The following is a 16,719-nucleotide window of genomic DNA, read 5'->3' as shown; positions in this document are numbered from 1 at the left end:
TAGCAGGCCGAAGCGCGGCTTGCCGCGTTCGACCCGAGGAGAAAACCGCGCCGCTCGGCACCGACCCAAATTCCGGGGCGCCTGAAAACGCCGAATCAGGTGATCACGTCAGGTGCGTTACGGCCGGTACGCCGTTTGACTTCGCAAAACTGCTCGGCGAGCGCGATCAAATCGGCCAAGGCTTCTTGAGCATCCTGATCGTGTTTGGCGACGTCGCGTTCGTAACGCTCCAGATAAATTCGCAACGTGGCGCCCACCGTACCGGTGCCCGACAAACGGAACACGATACGCGAACCGTTGGCGAAGCCGATGCGTATGCCTTGCGCGCTGCTGACGCTGCCGTCCACCGGATCGGTGTAGCTGAATTCATCGGCGTATTTGACCGTGTAATCGCCCCAACTTTTACCGGGCAAGCCGTTCAGAAGGCCGCGCAAGTGGTCGAATATGCCGTTGGCGATATCGCTATCGACGGCCTCATAGTCGTGCCGGCAATAGATGTCGCGGCCATACGTTTGCCAATGTTCGCGGACGATATCGGCGACCGGCTGGCGTTTGCGGGCGATCAGGTTCAACCAAAACAAGACCGCCCACAAGCCGTCCTTCTCTCGCACGTGGCTGGAACCCGAGCCGAAGCTTTCTTCGCCGCAGATCGTGATTTTGTCGGCGTCGAGCAAATTGCCGAAAAATTTCCAGCCGGTTGGAGTTTCGTAACAGGGCAGACTGAGTTTGTCGGCGACCCGATCGACAGCCTGGCTGGTCGGCATCGACCGGGCCACGCCGCTGATACCCTTGGCATAGGCCGGAATCAGTTTGGCGTTGGCGGCCATGATCGCCAAACTGTCGCTGGGCGTGACGAAAATGTTGGCGCCCATGATCATGTTGCGGTCGCCATCGCCGTCGGATGCCGCGCCGAACACCGGGGCGTCCGCCCCGAGCATGAGTTCGGCCAGTTCATGAGCATGCGCGAGATTCGGGTCAGGGTGACCGCCGCCGAAATCTTCCAGCGGTACGGCATTGAACACCGAGCCCGGCGCCGCGCCGAGCTCCTCTTCCAATATTTTTTTGGCGTAAGGGCCTGTAATGGCATGCATGGCATCGAACTTTAGAGTGATCAAGCCGGCGGCAATGCTTTGTTTAATCAATTCGAAATCGAAAATGTCGGTCATCAGCGCGGCGTAATCGGCCACCGGGTCGATGATGCTAACCTTCACACCGGCGATTTGCTGCTCGCCAAGCGTATCCAGATCGATGTCCGCAACCTCCGCGCTCCGATATTCGGCAATAACTTTGGTATTAGCGTAGAGTGCATCGGTGAACTTCTCCGGGGCCGGGCCGCCGTTGCCGACGTTGTACTTGATGCCGAAATCTTCGTCAGGTCCGCCGGGATTGTGACTAGCCGATAGAACTATGCCACCGAAGGCTTTGTATTTCCTGATAATATTCGACGCGGCAGGGGTGGACAATAAGCCGCCTTGGCCTATAATGAGCTTACCGAAACCGTTGGCGATCGCCATTTTGATGATGATCTGAATGGCTTGTCGATTGAAATAGCGACCGTCTCCGCCGATGACCAGGGTGTCGCCTTGGAAGCCGTCCAAGCTATTGAATATGGATTGGACGAAGTTTTGCAGATAATTCGGTTGTTGGAAAACGCTTACTTTTTTCCGTAGCCCCGATGTGCCGGGCTTTTGATCGTCATAGGCAGTGGTTTTGGTGATTGTTATTGTCATATGCTACCCTTTGTTTTACCGCGTTTCGGAAGGGTTAAATTACACCAAAACCCCGGTTATTTACAGATTGCCATGCTGAAGAAAAAATTATCGAAAGTTTTTGTCCTAATTGGCTGTCTAGGGTCCTCGGTAAGTCTGGCATCGGACGTCTGGCTGCTGGTCGATACCGAAAAGCTGAACATGGAGGTCAAGAAAGGTGAAAAAACGCTTGCCGTGCTGGAAAACATCGCCATCGGCCGTAGCGGCGCGGGCAAGAAAAGCCATCGCGGCGACGATGTGACACCGCTCGGCAACTACCGTATCGGCTGGATCAATCAGAAAAGCTCGTTTCGTAAGTTTTTCGGCTTGACCTATCCGGATGTCGACCACGCCGACGAAGCCTTGAAACAAGGCAAAATCGATTTGGGCACCTACGAAGCCATCGCCCGGGCGCATACTGCCGGCCAAATTCCGCCGCAAAACACCGAATTGGGAGGTCAGATTGGTATCCATGGCTTGGGTAGTGCCAATCTCGCCATTCATAAAACCACAAACTGGACACACGGATGTATCGCATTGACTAACGAACAAATAGACTTGTTGAGTCAATGGGTGGAAAAAGGGACGCTTGTCACCGTGAAATAATGTTGGTAAAAACCAAAAAAATGTTGGACAATTGCCACCGTTTTTTCATTTTATTTTTTGAAACCACAATCAAGGGGAAAACACCATGATGAAAGCCATTAAATTATCAGCAGTTGTTGCCGTTGCAGCTCTGGCTACTGGTTGCGCCAGCACTTCAGATATCGAAAACCTGCAAGGTCAAATCGACAGCCTGAAACCACAAGTTTCCGCTGCCTCTGCTGACGCCGCTTCCGCTAAAGCTGCCGCTGCCGAAGCCGCTGCTAAAGCTGCCGCTGCCGAAGCCGCTGCTAACCGTGCCGCTCAATATGCTCAAGATACCAACAGCAAATTGGACCGCATGTTCAAAAAATCACAACACAAATAAGCTTTATTATTTGAGTTGCCGATTAAAAAAGCCCGTGAACCGAAAGGTTCACGGGCTTTTTTTGTTGTCCCGAGTTAGCGGTCAGTGCGCCTGACTTTGTACGATAGCCGGCGTTTGCACGGGTCTCTCGTAAATCGCAATCGGAATGCCGCTCGCTTTTTCGAGAGCGGCTTTCAAAATCGCCCCCTTGATGACCGGCATCTTGCCGCCATTGGCTTGTTCGATTAAATCCAATGCCACATGCAAGCGCTGCTCGAAAGTCGCGGGCGTCTCTTCCATTTGCGGATAGGTTTCCAGATACAAGGTATCGTGATACCAGCCAACCTTTATCGGCTGATTGACAATATTGACCGTGGTACCGGTTTTCACCATCGGGAAGAACTGCTCGATATCGGCGGGATACATCCTGATGCAGCCATGGCTGACGCGCATGCCGACGCCATTGGTTTTGTTGGTGCTATGGATCAAATAACCGGGAATGCCCAGGCGAAACGCGTACAACCCCAACGGGTTGTCGGGACCGGGCGGGTAATACGGCTCCAGAACGTCGCCATCGGCCAAATGTTCGGCAATGATGGACTTAGGCGGCGTCCACGATGGCCGCTCGGTTTTACCGAGAATCCGGGTTTTGCCAAGCGGCGTTTTCCAGTCGTCCTCCCTGCCTATGCCGATCGCATACGTCACTACCTTGGTAGCGTCCGGAAAGTAGTAAATTCGCATTTCCGGCAAATTGATCACAATCCCTTCGCGGGGCGCATTAGGCAATAAAAAACTGCTGGGAATACGCACCTGAGCGCCGGCGCCCGGCAACCAGCGGTCGACGTAAGGGTTGGCCAACACAATTTGATCCTGCCCCAGCCTGAAATTGACGGCGATATCGATCAACGTGTCTTCTTGTTTGGCCGCAACATATTTGACCTCGTGCGGCGGATTGCCGATCAGGCTATCGCCGGGCCGGTCCGGCGGCGGCAAGGTCAAGGCCGAGGCCGACGGGACGGCCGCGACCACACCTATCAACAGGCTTATCAATAATCGGGTTTTCATTGAACCTTACCTTCAACGTTAAATAATTCGAGCAGACGCGGCAGGAACTGGGCAAGTTCCGCGGTCATAATCGAAAAATCGGCATCGAATTGCTCGACTTCGTCGAACGCCTCGATATTCGCGGCTTGTTCCTGCACTAAATCCAGGAATTTCAGGCGCTTAATCGCCAAATTCTCGTCGAGCACAAACGATAGCCTATCCGTCCAATTCATCGCTAATTTAATGACTTGTTTTCCGGTATCCAAATGATTTTTGATCTCCGGCAAACCCAGGTCGTGGCGCTTGCAGCGAATAATTGCGCCCTCTTCCTCGGGTGATCGCAATTCGCATTCGTCTTCGATGACAATGTCACCAGGGGCTTGGTTTGATAGCAGCCAACGGGTCATCACGCTGGAGGCCATGCCGTTGCCGGCAATCGGCGTCACCGGCAACGAGCCCAGGCATTTGCGTAACAGGCTCAATAAGTCCTCGGCTTTCTTCGCCGAGGCAGCGTCAACAACCAGCCAACCACCTCGACTGTCGATGTAGGCATAGGTCTTTTTGGAAAAGGAAAAGGCTCTCGGCAATAAATCAAAAATTAATTCGTCCTTCAGCCGACTGCGTTCCTTGGCCGGCAGTTTGCGAGCTTCGCGCTCTTCGATTTCAGTAATCCGATCCTGTAGCATCTCGTTAACGACCGAACCGGGAACCACCTTTTCCTCTTTCTTGGCGCAAACCATCAAAAAGCCATTGTTGACGTGCGCGAGGTCGTCGGACGCCCGCCCCAACGGCGAAGTCCAGCCGAAACTGAAGGTGTCGTGGCTACCACATGGCTTGAAAGGAGACTCAGCCAGTTTTTGTTGCACGGCGTCGGCGGACAACTCGAACGGCTCGGAAAACCGATAGACGGCAAGATTCTTAAACCACATGAAAAGACTCTGTCAAAAACCGGCCATTATCGCAAATTTGTTGAATCCTTAGAACTGGCCAATTGGGGAAACCGCCGAATCGTCCAAGTCGGACGGATCGCTTCATTATCAGTTATTCACATTTAGCCATTAAAGACGAGACTGTAAAAAAGCTTGACAAAATAACTCGTTGAATTCAAAAGAGTAAAGACAAGCCATTGATAAATAATGTATTTTTATTGGCCAATTTCTGTACAATTTAAGCTCGCTTCAGGAAAACCGGGGAATTCGACCGGAAATCGCCGCTCAACTCACAGACTTATCCACAGCTTCTGTGACTATCCGGACTTTTCCCTGCCGGGGCAATCATTTATCGGCGACAACTCCCTGACTATCCTAAAGCGCCGGACAAAACCTGACCATGGCTTTCCATCAGGTTTGTTAAGATATGCCGAACACGGCACTCCGGCCGCCGTCTATCGGCCGTAACTGGGGCGACACCATGCTTTCCACTTGGGAAAATCTGCTGATTGGCGCCATGGCGCTTTTGATTTTATTCTGGATGCAACCCAGCATCAAAGCCGCGTTGGCCCGCAGCCGGCAAGCACCATCCGACTGGGGCGGCTTGATCGTGCCGCTCGTCATGGTCGTGATGTTTGTGCTGTTCCTCATCGCAATGGTTTGAAATGAACGAAGAATTTTATCTGGAAGACGAAGACGACGAAGTCGAGTATTACGCGGTACGCCCAAACAAGACGCGCATCAAAAAGGAAATCGCCGAAGTGTTTGCGATGGCCGAGGAAATCTGTGGCTTGTCGGCAGCCCAAATCGCCGAATTCGAGCTGCCGGAACCGATAGAGCAAGCCTTGCGTGATGCCGGCAAAATGGGGCAAAACGCCGCCAAGAAGCGTCTGCTGAAATACATCACCGCGCGAATGCGCGAGCTCGATACCGACGCGATCCGCGAAAAGCTGGACCGCCTCAAAAACCGCAGCGCCCATGCGGTGCGCGAGCACCATCAGGCCGAACGCTGGCGCGACGCATTATTGGCCGACTCCGGTAACGGTCAAATTACCGAATTGGTCGGCGAATATCCGGACGCCGACACCCAGCATCTGCGTCAGTTGCAACGCAATGCTCAGAAAGAAGCGAAGGATGGCAAACCGCCGAAGGCCGCAAGGCAGCTGTATCAATACTTGAAACAGCTGATCGCCGATGCCGGCGCGGCCTACCAAAGCGAATCCGACGACGACACCGAAAGCATCGAATGAGCCCGAACGGGTCCGCCTCAGCGACCCGCCACGCGCATTTGCGCCAATATCCAGCTCTGCCGCCTAGCGACATAAGCGCTGGGTCTATCGGCTTTCAGCAGTAGAGGATTCGGCAGCGTCGCGGCCAACAATGCGGCTTGCGCCGGCGTCATCTGTTGGGCGGGAACGCCGAAATAACGGCGGCTGGCCGCTTCGACGCCGAATAAATGATCGCCGAATTCGGCGATGTTCAAATAGATCTCGAGTATCCGCTGTTTGCTCCAGAACGCCTCGATCAGCACGGTAAACCAAATCTCCAGTGCTTTTCTGGCCCAATTTCTCGCCGGACTCAGAAACAAATTTTTCGCGACTTGCTGACTGATCGTGCTGGCGCCCCGCAGCTTGCCACCGCGCGCATGGTGCGACCATGCCTTGCCGATCGCCTCGACATCGAAGCCGTTGTGCTGAAAAAACAATTGATCTTCCGAAGCCACCACCGCCGCATAGGCATGCGGGGATATACGCCCGCCGTCGACCCACTGCTGGGAGATCGGCCGATAGTCCTTGCCTGCCTGCCAATCTTCCCAATGCCGGTTCAACATGAAAGCCGAGGTTGGCGGCGGTAAGTAGCGCAATACCGCGACGCTCAGCACCGACCCCACGACGAAAGCGGCAATCGCATAGCCGAATCCCCGTTTCAGAGAACGCCACCAAGATGAAGCCGCGGCCGGCCGAAAGCGGCGGGCCGGGGTGCGGTAACGTTCGGGATGTCGGAAATGTCTCAAGCTAAGTTCGGCGGCGGTAAATTTCCCGGACATTATCCATGATTCGCGCCAGAGCGACCGAAGTGCGGGAAATGCCGCTACGATTTGTATTTTTTACGGAATTTAACATAGTTTTTAACGAATTCCGTGTCGATCGGCCTAGGCATGGCGCATCGCGCTTGGCCTGGTTGTTTTGGCATACCACTTGCTAAATTAAAGGCGGCATCAAGGATGTTAAGTTCTCTCCCCCGTGAACATGGAAAACAACGACGCCAAGGAATACCTGGATAAAAGCTTGGACATCGGCTTTTATCCAGGCAGGGACGACCCATCGTGCCATCCGCACCCATTCCTAAACATAACAATCCAATCTCGGTCCTCGCGCCGATTCGCAGTATCATCCGAACTTTGCGATTTCGTCCTAGACCGCCATGAAAAATCACCATCGCTTGTTACTTGGCCTCGTACTGGGCGCCGCGGCCGGATTGATCGGCCACGAATACGCCGGCTGCTTGCCGCTGCAACTGAGCGTTCGCTATGTGCTGGAACCGTTGGGGCAAATCTTTTTGCGGCTGATTTTCATGGTCGTGGTGCCGATGGTCGTCAGCGGCCTGATACTGGGGGTATTCCAACTCAGCAGCCACCACGGCCTGGCGCGGGTGGCGCGGCGCACGCTGCTGTTCACGTTGTTGGCCAGTTCCGCATCGGTTGCGATCGGCATCACTCTGGTGAATATCGCCGAACCCGGTGTCGGCGTCGAAATTCCCCAAAACGGCGAAACCACGGCGGTCGGCGGCATCCGCCGAAACGCCGAACAAGCCAAACCCATCGAACAAACTTTGTTGGATATTATTCCCAAGAATCCATTCGCGACCGCCTCGCAAGCGTTGGAAGGCGAAATGCTGGCGCTGATGTTCTTCTCGCTGGTGTTCGGCGCGGCCTTGGCCACGATCACGGCCGGCAAGACGTCGCGCTGGGTCGAATTGCTGGAAGAAAGCTACGCCGCCAGCCTGGTCGTCGTCGATTGGGCGATGCGTCTGGCGCCGTTGGCGGTGTTCGCGCTGGTGTTTCAATCGACGTTCAAATTCGGCCACCACATTTTGGTGTCGTTGGGATTTTACGTGGCTGTCGTGGTCGGCGGCTTGCTAATGCAGCAAGCCCTGGTGTACTCGGCATTGTTGAAAACCTTTACCCAGCGGTCGCCGCTGGCGTTTTTTCGGGATTGTCGGGAAGTCTATCTATACGCTTTCGCGACCGCGTCGTCCAATGCCACGCTGCCGCGTTCGCTGGAGCTGGCCGAGCGCGATTTGGCGATCAAACCGGAAATCGCCCGCTTCGTACTGACGATAGGCTCGACCGCCAATCAAAACGGCACCGCGCTGTTCGAGGGCATTACCGTGTTGTTTCTGGCCCAAGTCTACGGGGTCGATCTGTCGATGGCCGAACAGGTTAGAGTGGTGATGATGGCGATATTGGCCGGCATCGGCACCGCCGGCGTACCCGGCGGCTCGCTGCCGCTGATTATGATTTTGACGCAACAGGTCGGCATTCCGGCCGAAGGCATGGGGCTGATTCTGGGCGTGGACCGCTTCTTGGACATGTGCCGGACTACCCTAAACGTTAGCGGCGATTTGGTGATCGCCGCCTTGGTGGACCAGCCCGAACCGGCCGAAGCCGAGTAAGCCGCCGGCCGGGATATGCCGCGCGACACGCGAGTTTCGCGCCAATCGCCACCGCTCTGTGATATTCAACACTTGCAGGGCCTGATTCGGCCCTGTATCGTTGCCCGAATCTTTGCGCCGATAAGCTCACATGTCCGATTCCGCCACACACAAACTGATCCTGGTCGACGGTTCGTCGTTCCTGTTCCGCGCCTTTCATGCCGTTCCGCCGCTGACCAATGCGCAAGGCGAACCGACCAACGCGATTTACGGCGTCTCCAACATGCTGCGCAAGCTGATCAACGATTACAACACGCCGTATTTCGCGGTGGTGTTCGACGCGCCGGGCAAGACTTTTCGCCACGAAATGTACGAGCAATACAAGGCCCATCGCCCGCCGATGCCGGACGATTTGCGGGTGCAAATCCAACCCTTGCACGAACTGATCCGGGCGTTGGGATTGCCGCTGATTATCGAGCACGGCGTCGAGGCCGACGACGTGTTGGGCTGCTTGGCGCAAAGCGCGGCCCGCCAGGGCTTCCAGGTCGTCATTTCCACCGGTGACAAGGACATGGCGCAATTGGTCAACGATCAAATCATCCTGGAAAACTCAATGACCAATACCCGGATGGACATCGCCGGCGTGATCGACAAATTCGGCGTCAAGCCCGAGCAAATCATCGATTATCTGGCCTTGATGGGCGACGCGGTCGATAACATTCCCGGCGTGCCCAAGGTCGGCCCGAAGACCGCCGCCAAGTGGTTGCAGGAATACGGTACGCTGGACAACCTGATCGCCCACGCCGGCGACATCAAGGGCAAAATCGGCGACAACCTCCGCGACGCGCTGGGTCAGTTGCCGCTATCGCGCGAACTGACCACGATCAAATGCGACGTGGCGTTGCACTACACGCTGGACGACCTGAAACGCAAGGAACCGAACATCCCGGCCCTGAAAAACCAGTTGGGGCAACTCGGCTTCAGCAGTTGGCTAAAGACCTTGAACGGCGACGCCGCGCCTTCGGCTACCGCGGTTTCCGACGTTGCCGAGAGCCAGGGCGGAAACGCTGGAGCAAGCTCCGAATCCGCCGCCGCGTTGACCAGAGAGTACCAAACCATCCTCGATCAAGCCGATTTCGACTCCTGGCTGGCGGCGCTCACGCAAGCCGATCTGTTTGCGTTCGACACCGAAACCAGCAGCCTGAATTACAGCGACGCGCAAATCGTCGGCGTCTCGTTCGCGGTGGAAGCCGGTCGGGCCGCCTATTTGCCGTTGGCGCACGATTATCCGGACGCGCCGGCCCAACTCGACCGGGAAAGTGTGTTGGCGGCCTTGCGGCCACTGTTGGAAGATCCCGCGAAAGCCAAGCTCGGTCAAAACCTAAAATACGACGCCCACGTGCTGGCCAACCACGGCATCGCGTTGCGCGGCATCCGCCACGATACGATGCTGGAATCCTACGTACTCAATAGTACCGCCACCAAGCACAATATGGACGACCTAGCCAAGCACTACCTCGGCGTCGAAACCATTCATTTCGAAGACGTGTGCGGCAAGGGCGCCAAGCAGATCGGCTTTGCCGAGGTCGCCATCGACCAAGCCACCGAGTATGCCGCCGAAGACGCCGACATCACCTTGCGTTTGCACCAAACCTTGTCGGCGCAATTGCAACGGCAGCCCGGTCTTTGGGCGCTGTATAACGAGATCGAAGTGCCACTGATCGACGTGTTGACCCGCATCGAAGCCAATGGCGTGTTGATCGATAGCGACATGTTGGCGCAGCAAAGCCAGGAACTCGCCGATCGGATGATAGGCCTGGAAATCCAGGCCCACGATCTGGCCGGTTCGACCTTCAACCTGGGCTCGCCCAAGCAAATCCAGGAAATTCTGTACGACCGCCAAAAATTGCCGGTACTGAAGAAGACGCCGAAAGGCCAGCCATCCACCGACGAATCGGTGCTGCAGGAACTGGCGATCGATTATCCGTTGCCGCGAGTGATTTTGGAACATCGCGGCATGAGCAAGCTGAAATCGACGTATACCGACAAACTGCCGCAACAGATCAATCCTAAGACAGGCCGGGTACATACCTCCTACCATCAGGCGGTCGCGGCGACCGGCCGGCTGTCGTCCACCGATCCCAATCTGCAGAACATTCCGATCCGTAGCGAAGAGGGCCGCAAAATTCGCCAGGCCTTCATCGCTCCACCCGGCTATAAAATCGTCGCCGCCGACTATTCGCAGATCGAACTGCGGATCATGGCGCATTTGTCCGGCGACGCCGGCTTGCTGAAAGCCTTTGCCGACGGCGAAGACGTTCACCGCGCCACGGCCGCCGAAGTGTTCGAAGTCGCGCCGGACCAAGTTACCCACGATTTGCGCCGTTCGGCCAAAGCCATCAATTTCGGCCTGATCTACGGCATGTCGGCCTTCGGTCTGGCGCAACAGCTGGGTCTGCCGCGCAATCAGGCCCAGTCCTACATCGATCTGTATTTCAGCCGCTATCCCGGCGTCAAACGCTACATGGACGACATCCGCGAACAGGCCAAGCGCCTCGGCTACGTCGAAACGATCTTCGGCCGCCGCCTGTATTTGCCGGACATCAACGCCCGCAACGCCGCCCAGCGCCAATATGCCGAGCGCACCGCGATCAACGCGCCGATGCAGGGCAGTGCCGCCGACATTATCAAACGGGCGATGATCGCCTGCCATCACTGGATAGAAACCAGCGGCGCCGACTTGAACATGATCATGCAGGTACACGACGAATTGGTGTTCGAAGTGGCCGAATCCCAGCTCGACGCCAGCATCGCCCAAATCGTCGCCATCATGTCCAACGCCGCCGAGTTGGCCGTGCCCCTGCTCGTCGAAGCCGGAACCGGCGCGAATTGGGACGAGGCGCACTGAGCGGCATGGGGGATTGGCGTTGAAAGTCAAATTCTGGGGTGTCAGAGGCTCCATAGCAACCCCCGGCCCGAATACGGTCAAATACGGCGGCAATACCACGTGCATCGAAATCGCCAGCTCGTCCGGGGACTTGATCATTCTCGACGCCGGCACCGGCATCCACGCGCTGGCTCAGAGCCTGGAGAGCCGTCAGCCGCTGACCGCGCACATCCTGATTACCCATACCCATTGGGACCACATCCAGGGCCTACCCTTCTTTCTGCCGATGTTCAAGGCCGGCAATCGCATCAACATCTACGGCGGACTCGATCCCTTCACCCAGCAAGGCATAGAGCGGGCGATGAACGTGCAATTGCAACACAGCTATTTCCCGATCAGCGAAGCCCAGTTGCAAGCCGACATCCGCTATTTCACGCTAAAAGCCGGCGAAACGATGGCGGTTGGCGGGGTGAAGGTCACGCCGACGGTCTTGAATCATCCGGTCTACAACTTCGGTTATCGGATCGAGGATGCCGACGGCAGTTCGCTGTTCTTTACCGGCGACTACGAACCGCCGACCAATCCCTACCGTAGCGACCATCCCGGCTTTCAAGCAATGCAGGATTTGACCGAACAAAAACTGGCCGAAGTCATCGCCGCGATGAGCGGCGTGGATGCGCTGATTATCGATTCGTCGTACACCGAAACCGAATACGCCCATCGGCGCGGCTGGGGCCACGGCACCTATGCCTCGGCGATAGCGCATGCCAAGCAGGCCGCCGCCAAGCGCCTGTTTCTGACCCACCACGAGCCAACGCGCGGCGACGCCGATCTGGAATCGATTTATAACGCCATCCTGCAAAACATCGGCAGCGAGCCGCCAATTTATCTGGCCAAGGAAGGCGAGGAATATCAGTTGGCGCCGGCCGCCTCGCGGCACGAGGCTCAGTAACGGCGCAATGCTTGAATTTCCGGGCGGGCCAAGGTCAGACTCAGTCGCTGCCAGGCCGCCTCATCGCCCGGTAAGCCGAAGCGTAGGCCGTCCGGTTCGGTGAACAAACGGGTCAAAACGCCATGCTCGGCCAGCGCGGCGTGCAAGGCCGGCGCCGCCGGGCAACGCAGCCATTGAAACAAATCGCATCCGCCGTCGGGTGGCCAGCCGTGGTCGCTCAGCAACGCCGCCAGCCGAGCCGCCTGGCTATGCAAGTGCCGGATGGTCGCCTGCTGCCAAACCGTATCGGCCAAGGCCATGGTCGCCGCATAGCGACCAGGATGACTGATAGGCCACGGCCCCAGCGTTTCGGCCAGCAGAGCCAGCAAGTCCGCTTCGGCGATCGTGAAACCGCAACGTAAGCCCGCCAACCCGAAAAACTTGCCCAGCGAGCGCAGCACGATCAAGCCCGGCCGCACCGGCAAGCTGGCTAAACTCGATTCGGGCCGGCTGTCCATGAACGCCTCATCCACGATTAGCCAGCCGCCGCGCTCGGCGAGACGAATTTGCCAAGCCAGCAATTGGGCCGGCTGCCATAACTTACCGGTCGGATTGTTCGGATTGACCACAATCAGCACGTCCAAGTCGTCCAGTGCCGGTTCGATGTCCGCTTCGCTCAACACGACTAATTGGTGGTCGGCGCGTTGCCAATTGGCGGCGTGTTCCGCGTAAGCCGGATGCAGTACGCCGACTCGCCCCGGCGGGCGCAACGACGGCAAGGCTTGAATCGCTGCCTGGGAACCGGCCACCGCCAGAATGTGAGGGTTCCCGTAGTAACGACGCGCGGCATCCGGCAACTCGTCGTCATCCTCGGGCAGGCGTTGCCAGCATTCGGCCGGAATGGCCGGCACCGGCCAGCCGTTTGGGTTCAGGCCGGTGGACAAATCCAGCCAATCGGCCAGCGGTATGCCGTAATACCGAGCGGCCCGGCGCAATCGGCCGCCGTGCTCAAGCAAGGTAGTCTCCCAGCGCGATCGCCGCCAGCCACAACCACAAGGTTCGTTGCACCAAGCCGCAAGCGCGGGCAATGTCGGCCAACTCCGGCGATCTGTCGCCGCCGAACCAGGGTTTTTGCTTGAGCTGGCCGTGATAGACGGCGGGACCGCCCAACCGCAAATTTAACGCGCCGGCGCCGGCGCTCATCACCGGACCAGCGTTCGGACTATCCAGTAACGGCGCGAATTGCAGCCACGCGCGTATTGCCCGTCCCGTGTCGGCCAACGCCGCGTAGCTCAACGCCGTCAGCCTCGCCGGCAACCAGTTCAACACATCGTCGAAACGCGCCGCGGCCCAACCGAAGTGTCGGTAGCGAATATTCCGATAACCCCACATTGCGTCCAGGGTGTTGACCAATCGGTAAACGACCGCCCCGGCCGGGCCGGCCAGCACAAACCAGAACAGCGGCGCGAATACCGCGTCGGCGCCATTCTCCAACACCGACTCGATTACGGCTCGCCGCACGTCTTCCTCGGACATTGTTTCGGTTTGACGGCTGACGATGTAGCCGACCCGTTGCCTGGCCAATGCCAGGTCGCCGGCTTCCAAAGCAGAGGCAACTGCCGTGGCGTGTTGCTCCAGGCTACGGGCGGCGATGCAAAAATACAGGATCGCGACCGCCAATCCGGCTTGCAATGCCGGTATCGCCGGAAGCGCCAACAAGCACGACAACGCCGGGGCCACCGCGCCTAGCAAAGCCAGAATGCCTGCCCAGCGTTGCTTGGCCGGGGAGGCGGCCAGATCGAGCCAGCTTCGTTCCAGAATGCCGACCCAGCGGCCGAATGCCGCCAACGGATGCAACGCATTGCGCGGCTCGCCCAGGCAGCGGTCCAGTCCTACGGCTAAAAGGACGATCAGGGTCAAGGTCATGCGGTTAAGGGATGAAGGTATGCGGCGAGGCCGACCTTTCGGGATGGCAGGTGCAAAACTGAATCATGTAATCTTGACCGAGCGGCGGAGCGGTGAATCCGGATTTACCGCTCCAAACCGCTTAGCGACGACCGAATCGCGAGCAGCACTCGCGAAGGCTGTCAAATCGCCGCGCGTGCCGCTTTCTGGGCTAACAGTACCTTGACGGCCGAGACCGCCGCAAAAATCGCAATGCCGTAAATCAGGGTGGCCGACAAATAGGATGGATAGTATTTCGCGAAACCTTCGGCATATTGAGCCAGCGAGGTTTCGGCGTGACGGCCCGACAACCAGTAGAAACTGCCGTTGGAAATCAAAAAGGCGGCCGATGTCGAAACGACCAGCGCCGCGAAGCGCTGTGCGACATTGGCGGCGGTAAGGCCGCTGTATCGCCGGCACCACTTCCCGCCCAGCCACATCGCTCCATAGGCAAGAATCAAAAATCCGTAGGCGGGCGATACGCAAAAATCGCTAACGCCCAGCTTGGTGATGGCCAGGTAATCGATCAACCCGGCTTCCAGCAACAGCAGCGCGAACAGATAGCGACCGCCGAGCCATAAGCCGGCCAGAAAGAAAATCGCCAACGAGGCATCGGGTAGCGCGAACGGCGTGCCGAAATGGTGAAAGCGGGTGGCGGCCATCAGCGCCATCAACGCGACGGCACCGGGTTTGACGGCAAAACTAGGCATGGTCATCGAGAGGTCTCCAAGGGAATCAGTTGTTGTAATGTACGGAAAAGTAAAAGTTCCGGCCGGCGGTATTATAAGTATCGACGGTTTGGTATTGCTTATCCAGCAGATTGTTCAATTTAGCGCTCAGCGTCCAATGCTTGTCGATGTGGAAGGCGGTGCGTAAATCCACGGTCACGAAGCCATCGACTTTCCGGGTGTTGGCCCGGTCGTCGTAGCGATGGCCTTGCGCCAGCACATGGCCGCCAACGTCGACGGCACCAAACGAGCGCGACAAATCGTAAGACAGACTTTGCTCGGCGCGCCGGGCCAGATCCAGATTGGTTTGGCGATTGCGCGGGCTGAGCAAGCTCATGCTCAACTTATTTTGCCAACCCAGCCATTGACCGCCCAGTTCCGCCTCTAGGCCGTCGATTTGGGCTTTATCGACGTTTTGCGGCTGATAGCGATAGGTGGTCGAATTCAGGATTTCGCCGGCCCAATCGATTAGATTGTCGATATTGGTGTGATAGGCGCGCAATTGCCAATTCAGCCAGTCATGCTGTCCAGCGAGGCCGGCTTCGAAGGTCGTCGATTCCTCGGGCTTCAGCCGCGGATTGCCCTCGGTGATGTAGGTAAAGCCGGCAAAGTCGGACTGGTTGTGCGGCCAGTACAAGTCATTGAAGGTCGGCGCCTTGAACGCGTTGCCGAAACTGGCGAACGCGCTCAAACCGTAATCCCAGTTAAAGCGCCAGCCGAAATTGCCGGTCACCCGGTCGCCGAAGGCTTGGTTCTCGTCCCAGCGTAAGGCCGCGTTGATGAAATGGCGATCGAATAGCCGGCTGTGCAAGTCAGCGAATACCCCGACGTCGTAGCGCGAGGATTCGCTGTAGTTCACCGAACTACGTACTTCGTCGAGGCGATAATCGCTGCCCAAGGTCAGACGATGGGCTTCGGTCAGGCGAAATTCGTTCTGCCAACTGGCATTCCAGCGGGTGGTGTTGTATTGGCTGTTGAACTGGCCGTTAGCGTTGAAATTGTCGGCCCTGTCCTCGGTCTGGCCGAAACGGAATATCGAGCGCCAATGTTCCAGTACGTCGAAGCTGGCCGTCGTACCGACCACTTGATTGACGAAAACGGTTCGATTCGGTGTGCCATCGTATTCGGATTTGCCTTCGGCGCGCATGAAAAAGGCTTCGACCTCCGCGTTGTTCGCAAAACGATGGCCGACACGGGCGTTTAGGCCGGTGTTGTAATAGGCATCCCTATCGGTTTCCGTGCCGATACTGCGGGTATTGAAACCTTGGCTGCCCAGGTGAGAAGCGCCCAAGCTATACCAATTGTCGCCCCATTTGCCACTGATAGAACCCGCGCCGTTGACGGTATCGAACGACCCGGCACCGGCATCCAGGCTGATGCTGGGGGTTTCGGTCCGAGCACCCTTGCGGGTGAAAATCTGAATGACACCGCCGATCGCTTCCGAACCGTAGAGCGCCGATTGCGGTCCTCGGGTAATTTCGACCCGCTCGATTTGATCGATCGGCAACCATTGAAACGCCGTGGTGCCCAAAGTGACCGAACCGGCCTTGATGCCGTCGATCAACACCAAAATATGGTCGGAATTAGTGCCGCGCATATAGACGTTCGCTTGCTGACCGTAGCCGCCGTTCTGAGTAATGTCCAGGCCGGGCGCGGTTTTGAGTAGATCGGGCAGGGTTTTGACTTGCGATTGCTCGATGTCGGCGCGTGTAAATACCGTGGTCGCGCTGGCGAGTTCGTCGGTAAGCGTGGCGGTGCGAGTCGCCGTAACGACGGTATCCGGCAAATTAACGCTCGATTCGGCCGGTGTCGCCCCGGAAAATACGGTGCCGGCTCCCGCCAACGCCAGCAAGGGATAGTAAGGTTTGTGCATGGTTGTCCTCTGCGCCCACCGCGCATTCGGGG

The 16,719-nt window shown here is 57.3% G+C and carries 15 protein-coding genes; 7 read left to right on the top strand and 8 right to left on the bottom strand.

The annotated features are described in order from the left end of the window. Positions 1–95: 95 nt before the first annotated feature. The gene (locus ACQE3D_RS00895; protein ID WP_313729359.1) at positions 96–1,730 is read right to left on the bottom strand and encodes an alpha-D-glucose phosphate-specific phosphoglucomutase; all 1,635 of its coding nucleotides are present in this window, start codon (positions 1,728–1,730) and stop codon (positions 96–98) included. 72 nt (positions 1,731–1,802) lie between these two features. On the opposite strand from ACQE3D_RS00895, the gene ACQE3D_RS00890 reads away from it, so the two are divergent. Next, positions 1,803–2,354 (top strand): L,D-transpeptidase family protein, encoded by a 552-nt coding sequence (locus tag ACQE3D_RS00890; protein WP_064026526.1) that lies wholly within the window; start codon positions 1,803–1,805, stop codon positions 2,352–2,354. Positions 2,355–2,439: 85 nt separating this feature from the next. Then, positions 2,440–2,718, top strand: coding sequence for an Lpp/OprI family alanine-zipper lipoprotein (locus tag ACQE3D_RS00885; protein ID WP_082885413.1), 279 nt, complete (start codon positions 2,440–2,442; stop codon positions 2,716–2,718). A gap of 81 nt (positions 2,719–2,799) precedes the next feature. Here ACQE3D_RS00885 and ACQE3D_RS00880 read toward each other — a convergent pair whose 3' ends face one another. Beyond that, a complete protein-coding gene (locus ACQE3D_RS00880; RefSeq protein ID WP_064026458.1) occupies positions 2,800–3,762 on the bottom strand; it encodes a L,D-transpeptidase family protein in 963 nt (320 codons plus the stop codon). Then, positions 3,759–4,670, bottom strand: a complete 912-nt coding sequence (rdgC, locus tag ACQE3D_RS00875) for a recombination-associated protein RdgC (RefSeq protein ID WP_071160101.1) — start codon at positions 4,668–4,670, stop codon at positions 3,759–3,761. The genes ACQE3D_RS00880 and rdgC overlap by 4 nt, the downstream gene beginning before the upstream one ends. Before the next feature lie 427 nt (positions 4,671–5,097). Here rdgC and ACQE3D_RS00870 point away from each other — a divergent pair, with 427 nt between their 5' ends. Both ACQE3D_RS00870 and yjgA read left to right on the top strand, forming a co-directional pair. Next, on the top strand, positions 5,098–5,334 hold the full coding sequence (locus ACQE3D_RS00870) for a hypothetical protein (protein WP_313729360.1): 237 nt from the start codon (positions 5,098–5,100) through the stop codon (positions 5,332–5,334). A 1-nt stretch (position 5,335) separates the two neighbouring features. Next, complete coding sequence (gene yjgA / locus ACQE3D_RS00865) at positions 5,336–5,920, top strand: ribosome biogenesis factor YjgA (RefSeq protein WP_064026462.1); 585 nt, start codon at positions 5,336–5,338, stop codon at positions 5,918–5,920. A gap of 17 nt (positions 5,921–5,937) precedes the next feature. Here yjgA and mtgA read toward each other — a convergent pair whose 3' ends face one another. Then, entirely contained in the window at positions 5,938–6,717 is a 780-nt protein-coding gene (gene mtgA / locus ACQE3D_RS00860) for a monofunctional biosynthetic peptidoglycan transglycosylase (protein ID WP_313729361.1), read from the bottom strand. Positions 6,718–7,094: 377 nt separating this feature from the next. Here mtgA and ACQE3D_RS00855 point away from each other — a divergent pair, with 377 nt between their 5' ends. The 3 genes from ACQE3D_RS00855 to ACQE3D_RS00845 all read left to right on the top strand — a co-directional run bounded on the left by ACQE3D_RS00855 (position 7,095) and on the right by ACQE3D_RS00845 (position 12,163). Then, a complete protein-coding gene (locus ACQE3D_RS00855) occupies positions 7,095–8,345 on the top strand; it encodes a dicarboxylate/amino acid:cation symporter (RefSeq protein WP_313729362.1) in 1,251 nt (416 codons plus the stop codon). Between the two features lie 130 nt (positions 8,346–8,475). Beyond that, positions 8,476–11,232 (top strand): DNA polymerase I, encoded by a 2,757-nt coding sequence (gene polA, locus ACQE3D_RS00850; protein ID WP_313729363.1) that lies wholly within the window; start codon positions 8,476–8,478, stop codon positions 11,230–11,232. A gap of 19 nt (positions 11,233–11,251) precedes the next feature. Next, entirely contained in the window at positions 11,252–12,163 is a 912-nt protein-coding gene (locus ACQE3D_RS00845) for an MBL fold metallo-hydrolase (protein WP_313729364.1), read from the top strand. Here ACQE3D_RS00845 and cobD read toward each other — a convergent pair. The 4 genes from cobD to ACQE3D_RS00825 all read right to left on the bottom strand — a co-directional run bounded on the left by cobD (position 12,157) and on the right by ACQE3D_RS00825 (position 16,687). Further along, a complete protein-coding gene (gene cobD, locus ACQE3D_RS00840; RefSeq protein WP_313729365.1) occupies positions 12,157–13,158 on the bottom strand; it encodes a threonine-phosphate decarboxylase CobD in 1,002 nt (333 codons plus the stop codon). The two genes, ACQE3D_RS00845 and cobD, sit on opposite strands and share 7 nt — an antisense overlap. Beyond that, positions 13,151–14,068 carry an adenosylcobinamide-phosphate synthase CbiB gene (gene cbiB / locus ACQE3D_RS00835; protein ID WP_313729366.1) on the bottom strand — a complete coding sequence of 306 codons (918 nt, stop codon included), beginning with the start codon at positions 14,066–14,068 and terminating at the stop codon, positions 13,151–13,153. Before cbiB ends, cobD begins: the two co-directional genes overlap by 8 nt. A 161-nt stretch (positions 14,069–14,229) precedes the next feature. Continuing rightward, positions 14,230–14,802 carry a hypothetical protein gene (locus ACQE3D_RS00830; RefSeq protein ID WP_064026472.1) on the bottom strand — a complete coding sequence of 191 codons (573 nt, stop codon included), beginning with the start codon at positions 14,800–14,802 and terminating at the stop codon, positions 14,230–14,232. Between the two features lie 19 nt (positions 14,803–14,821). Beyond that, complete coding sequence (locus ACQE3D_RS00825) at positions 14,822–16,687, bottom strand: TonB-dependent receptor domain-containing protein (RefSeq protein WP_313729367.1); 1,866 nt, start codon at positions 16,685–16,687, stop codon at positions 14,822–14,824. Positions 16,688–16,719 lie beyond the last annotated feature (32 nt).

The organism is Methylomonas sp. MS20, assembly GCF_050275925.1.
Taxonomy (GTDB): domain Bacteria; phylum Pseudomonadota; class Gammaproteobacteria; order Methylococcales; family Methylomonadaceae; genus Methylomonas; species Methylomonas koyamae_A.
Note: the sequence above shows the minus strand (reverse complement) of the source record. Positions and strands in the feature narration are given on the sequence as shown.

Excerpts from the sequence above, each read along its gene's own strand:
- ACQE3D_RS00895 (WP_313729359.1), bottom strand. The coding sequence starts at position 1,730 with ATGACAATAACAATCACCAAAACCACTGCCTATGACGATCAAAAGCCC.
- ACQE3D_RS00890 (WP_064026526.1), top strand. The coding sequence starts at position 1,803 with ATGCTGAAGAAAAAATTATCGAAAGTTTTTGTCCTAATTGGCTGTCTA.
- ACQE3D_RS00885 (WP_082885413.1), top strand. The coding sequence starts at position 2,440 with ATGATGAAAGCCATTAAATTATCAGCAGTTGTTGCCGTTGCAGCTCTG.
- ACQE3D_RS00880 (WP_064026458.1), bottom strand. The coding sequence starts at position 3,762 with ATGAAAACCCGATTATTGATAAGCCTGTTGATAGGTGTGGTCGCGGCC.
- rdgC (WP_071160101.1), bottom strand. The coding sequence starts at position 4,670 with ATGTGGTTTAAGAATCTTGCCGTCTATCGGTTTTCCGAGCCGTTCGAG.
- ACQE3D_RS00870 (WP_313729360.1), top strand. The coding sequence starts at position 5,098 with ATGCCGAACACGGCACTCCGGCCGCCGTCTATCGGCCGTAACTGGGGC.
- yjgA (WP_064026462.1), top strand. The coding sequence starts at position 5,336 with ATGAACGAAGAATTTTATCTGGAAGACGAAGACGACGAAGTCGAGTAT.
- mtgA (WP_313729361.1), bottom strand. The coding sequence starts at position 6,717 with ATGTCCGGGAAATTTACCGCCGCCGAACTTAGCTTGAGACATTTCCGA.
- ACQE3D_RS00855 (WP_313729362.1), top strand. The coding sequence starts at position 7,095 with ATGAAAAATCACCATCGCTTGTTACTTGGCCTCGTACTGGGCGCCGCG.
- polA (WP_313729363.1), top strand. The coding sequence starts at position 8,476 with ATGTCCGATTCCGCCACACACAAACTGATCCTGGTCGACGGTTCGTCG.
- cbiB (WP_313729366.1), bottom strand. The coding sequence starts at position 14,068 with ATGACCTTGACCCTGATCGTCCTTTTAGCCGTAGGACTGGACCGCTGC.
- ACQE3D_RS00830 (WP_064026472.1), bottom strand. The coding sequence starts at position 14,802 with ATGACCATGCCTAGTTTTGCCGTCAAACCCGGTGCCGTCGCGTTGATG.
- ACQE3D_RS00825 (WP_313729367.1), bottom strand. The coding sequence starts at position 16,687 with ATGCACAAACCTTACTATCCCTTGCTGGCGTTGGCGGGAGCCGGCACC.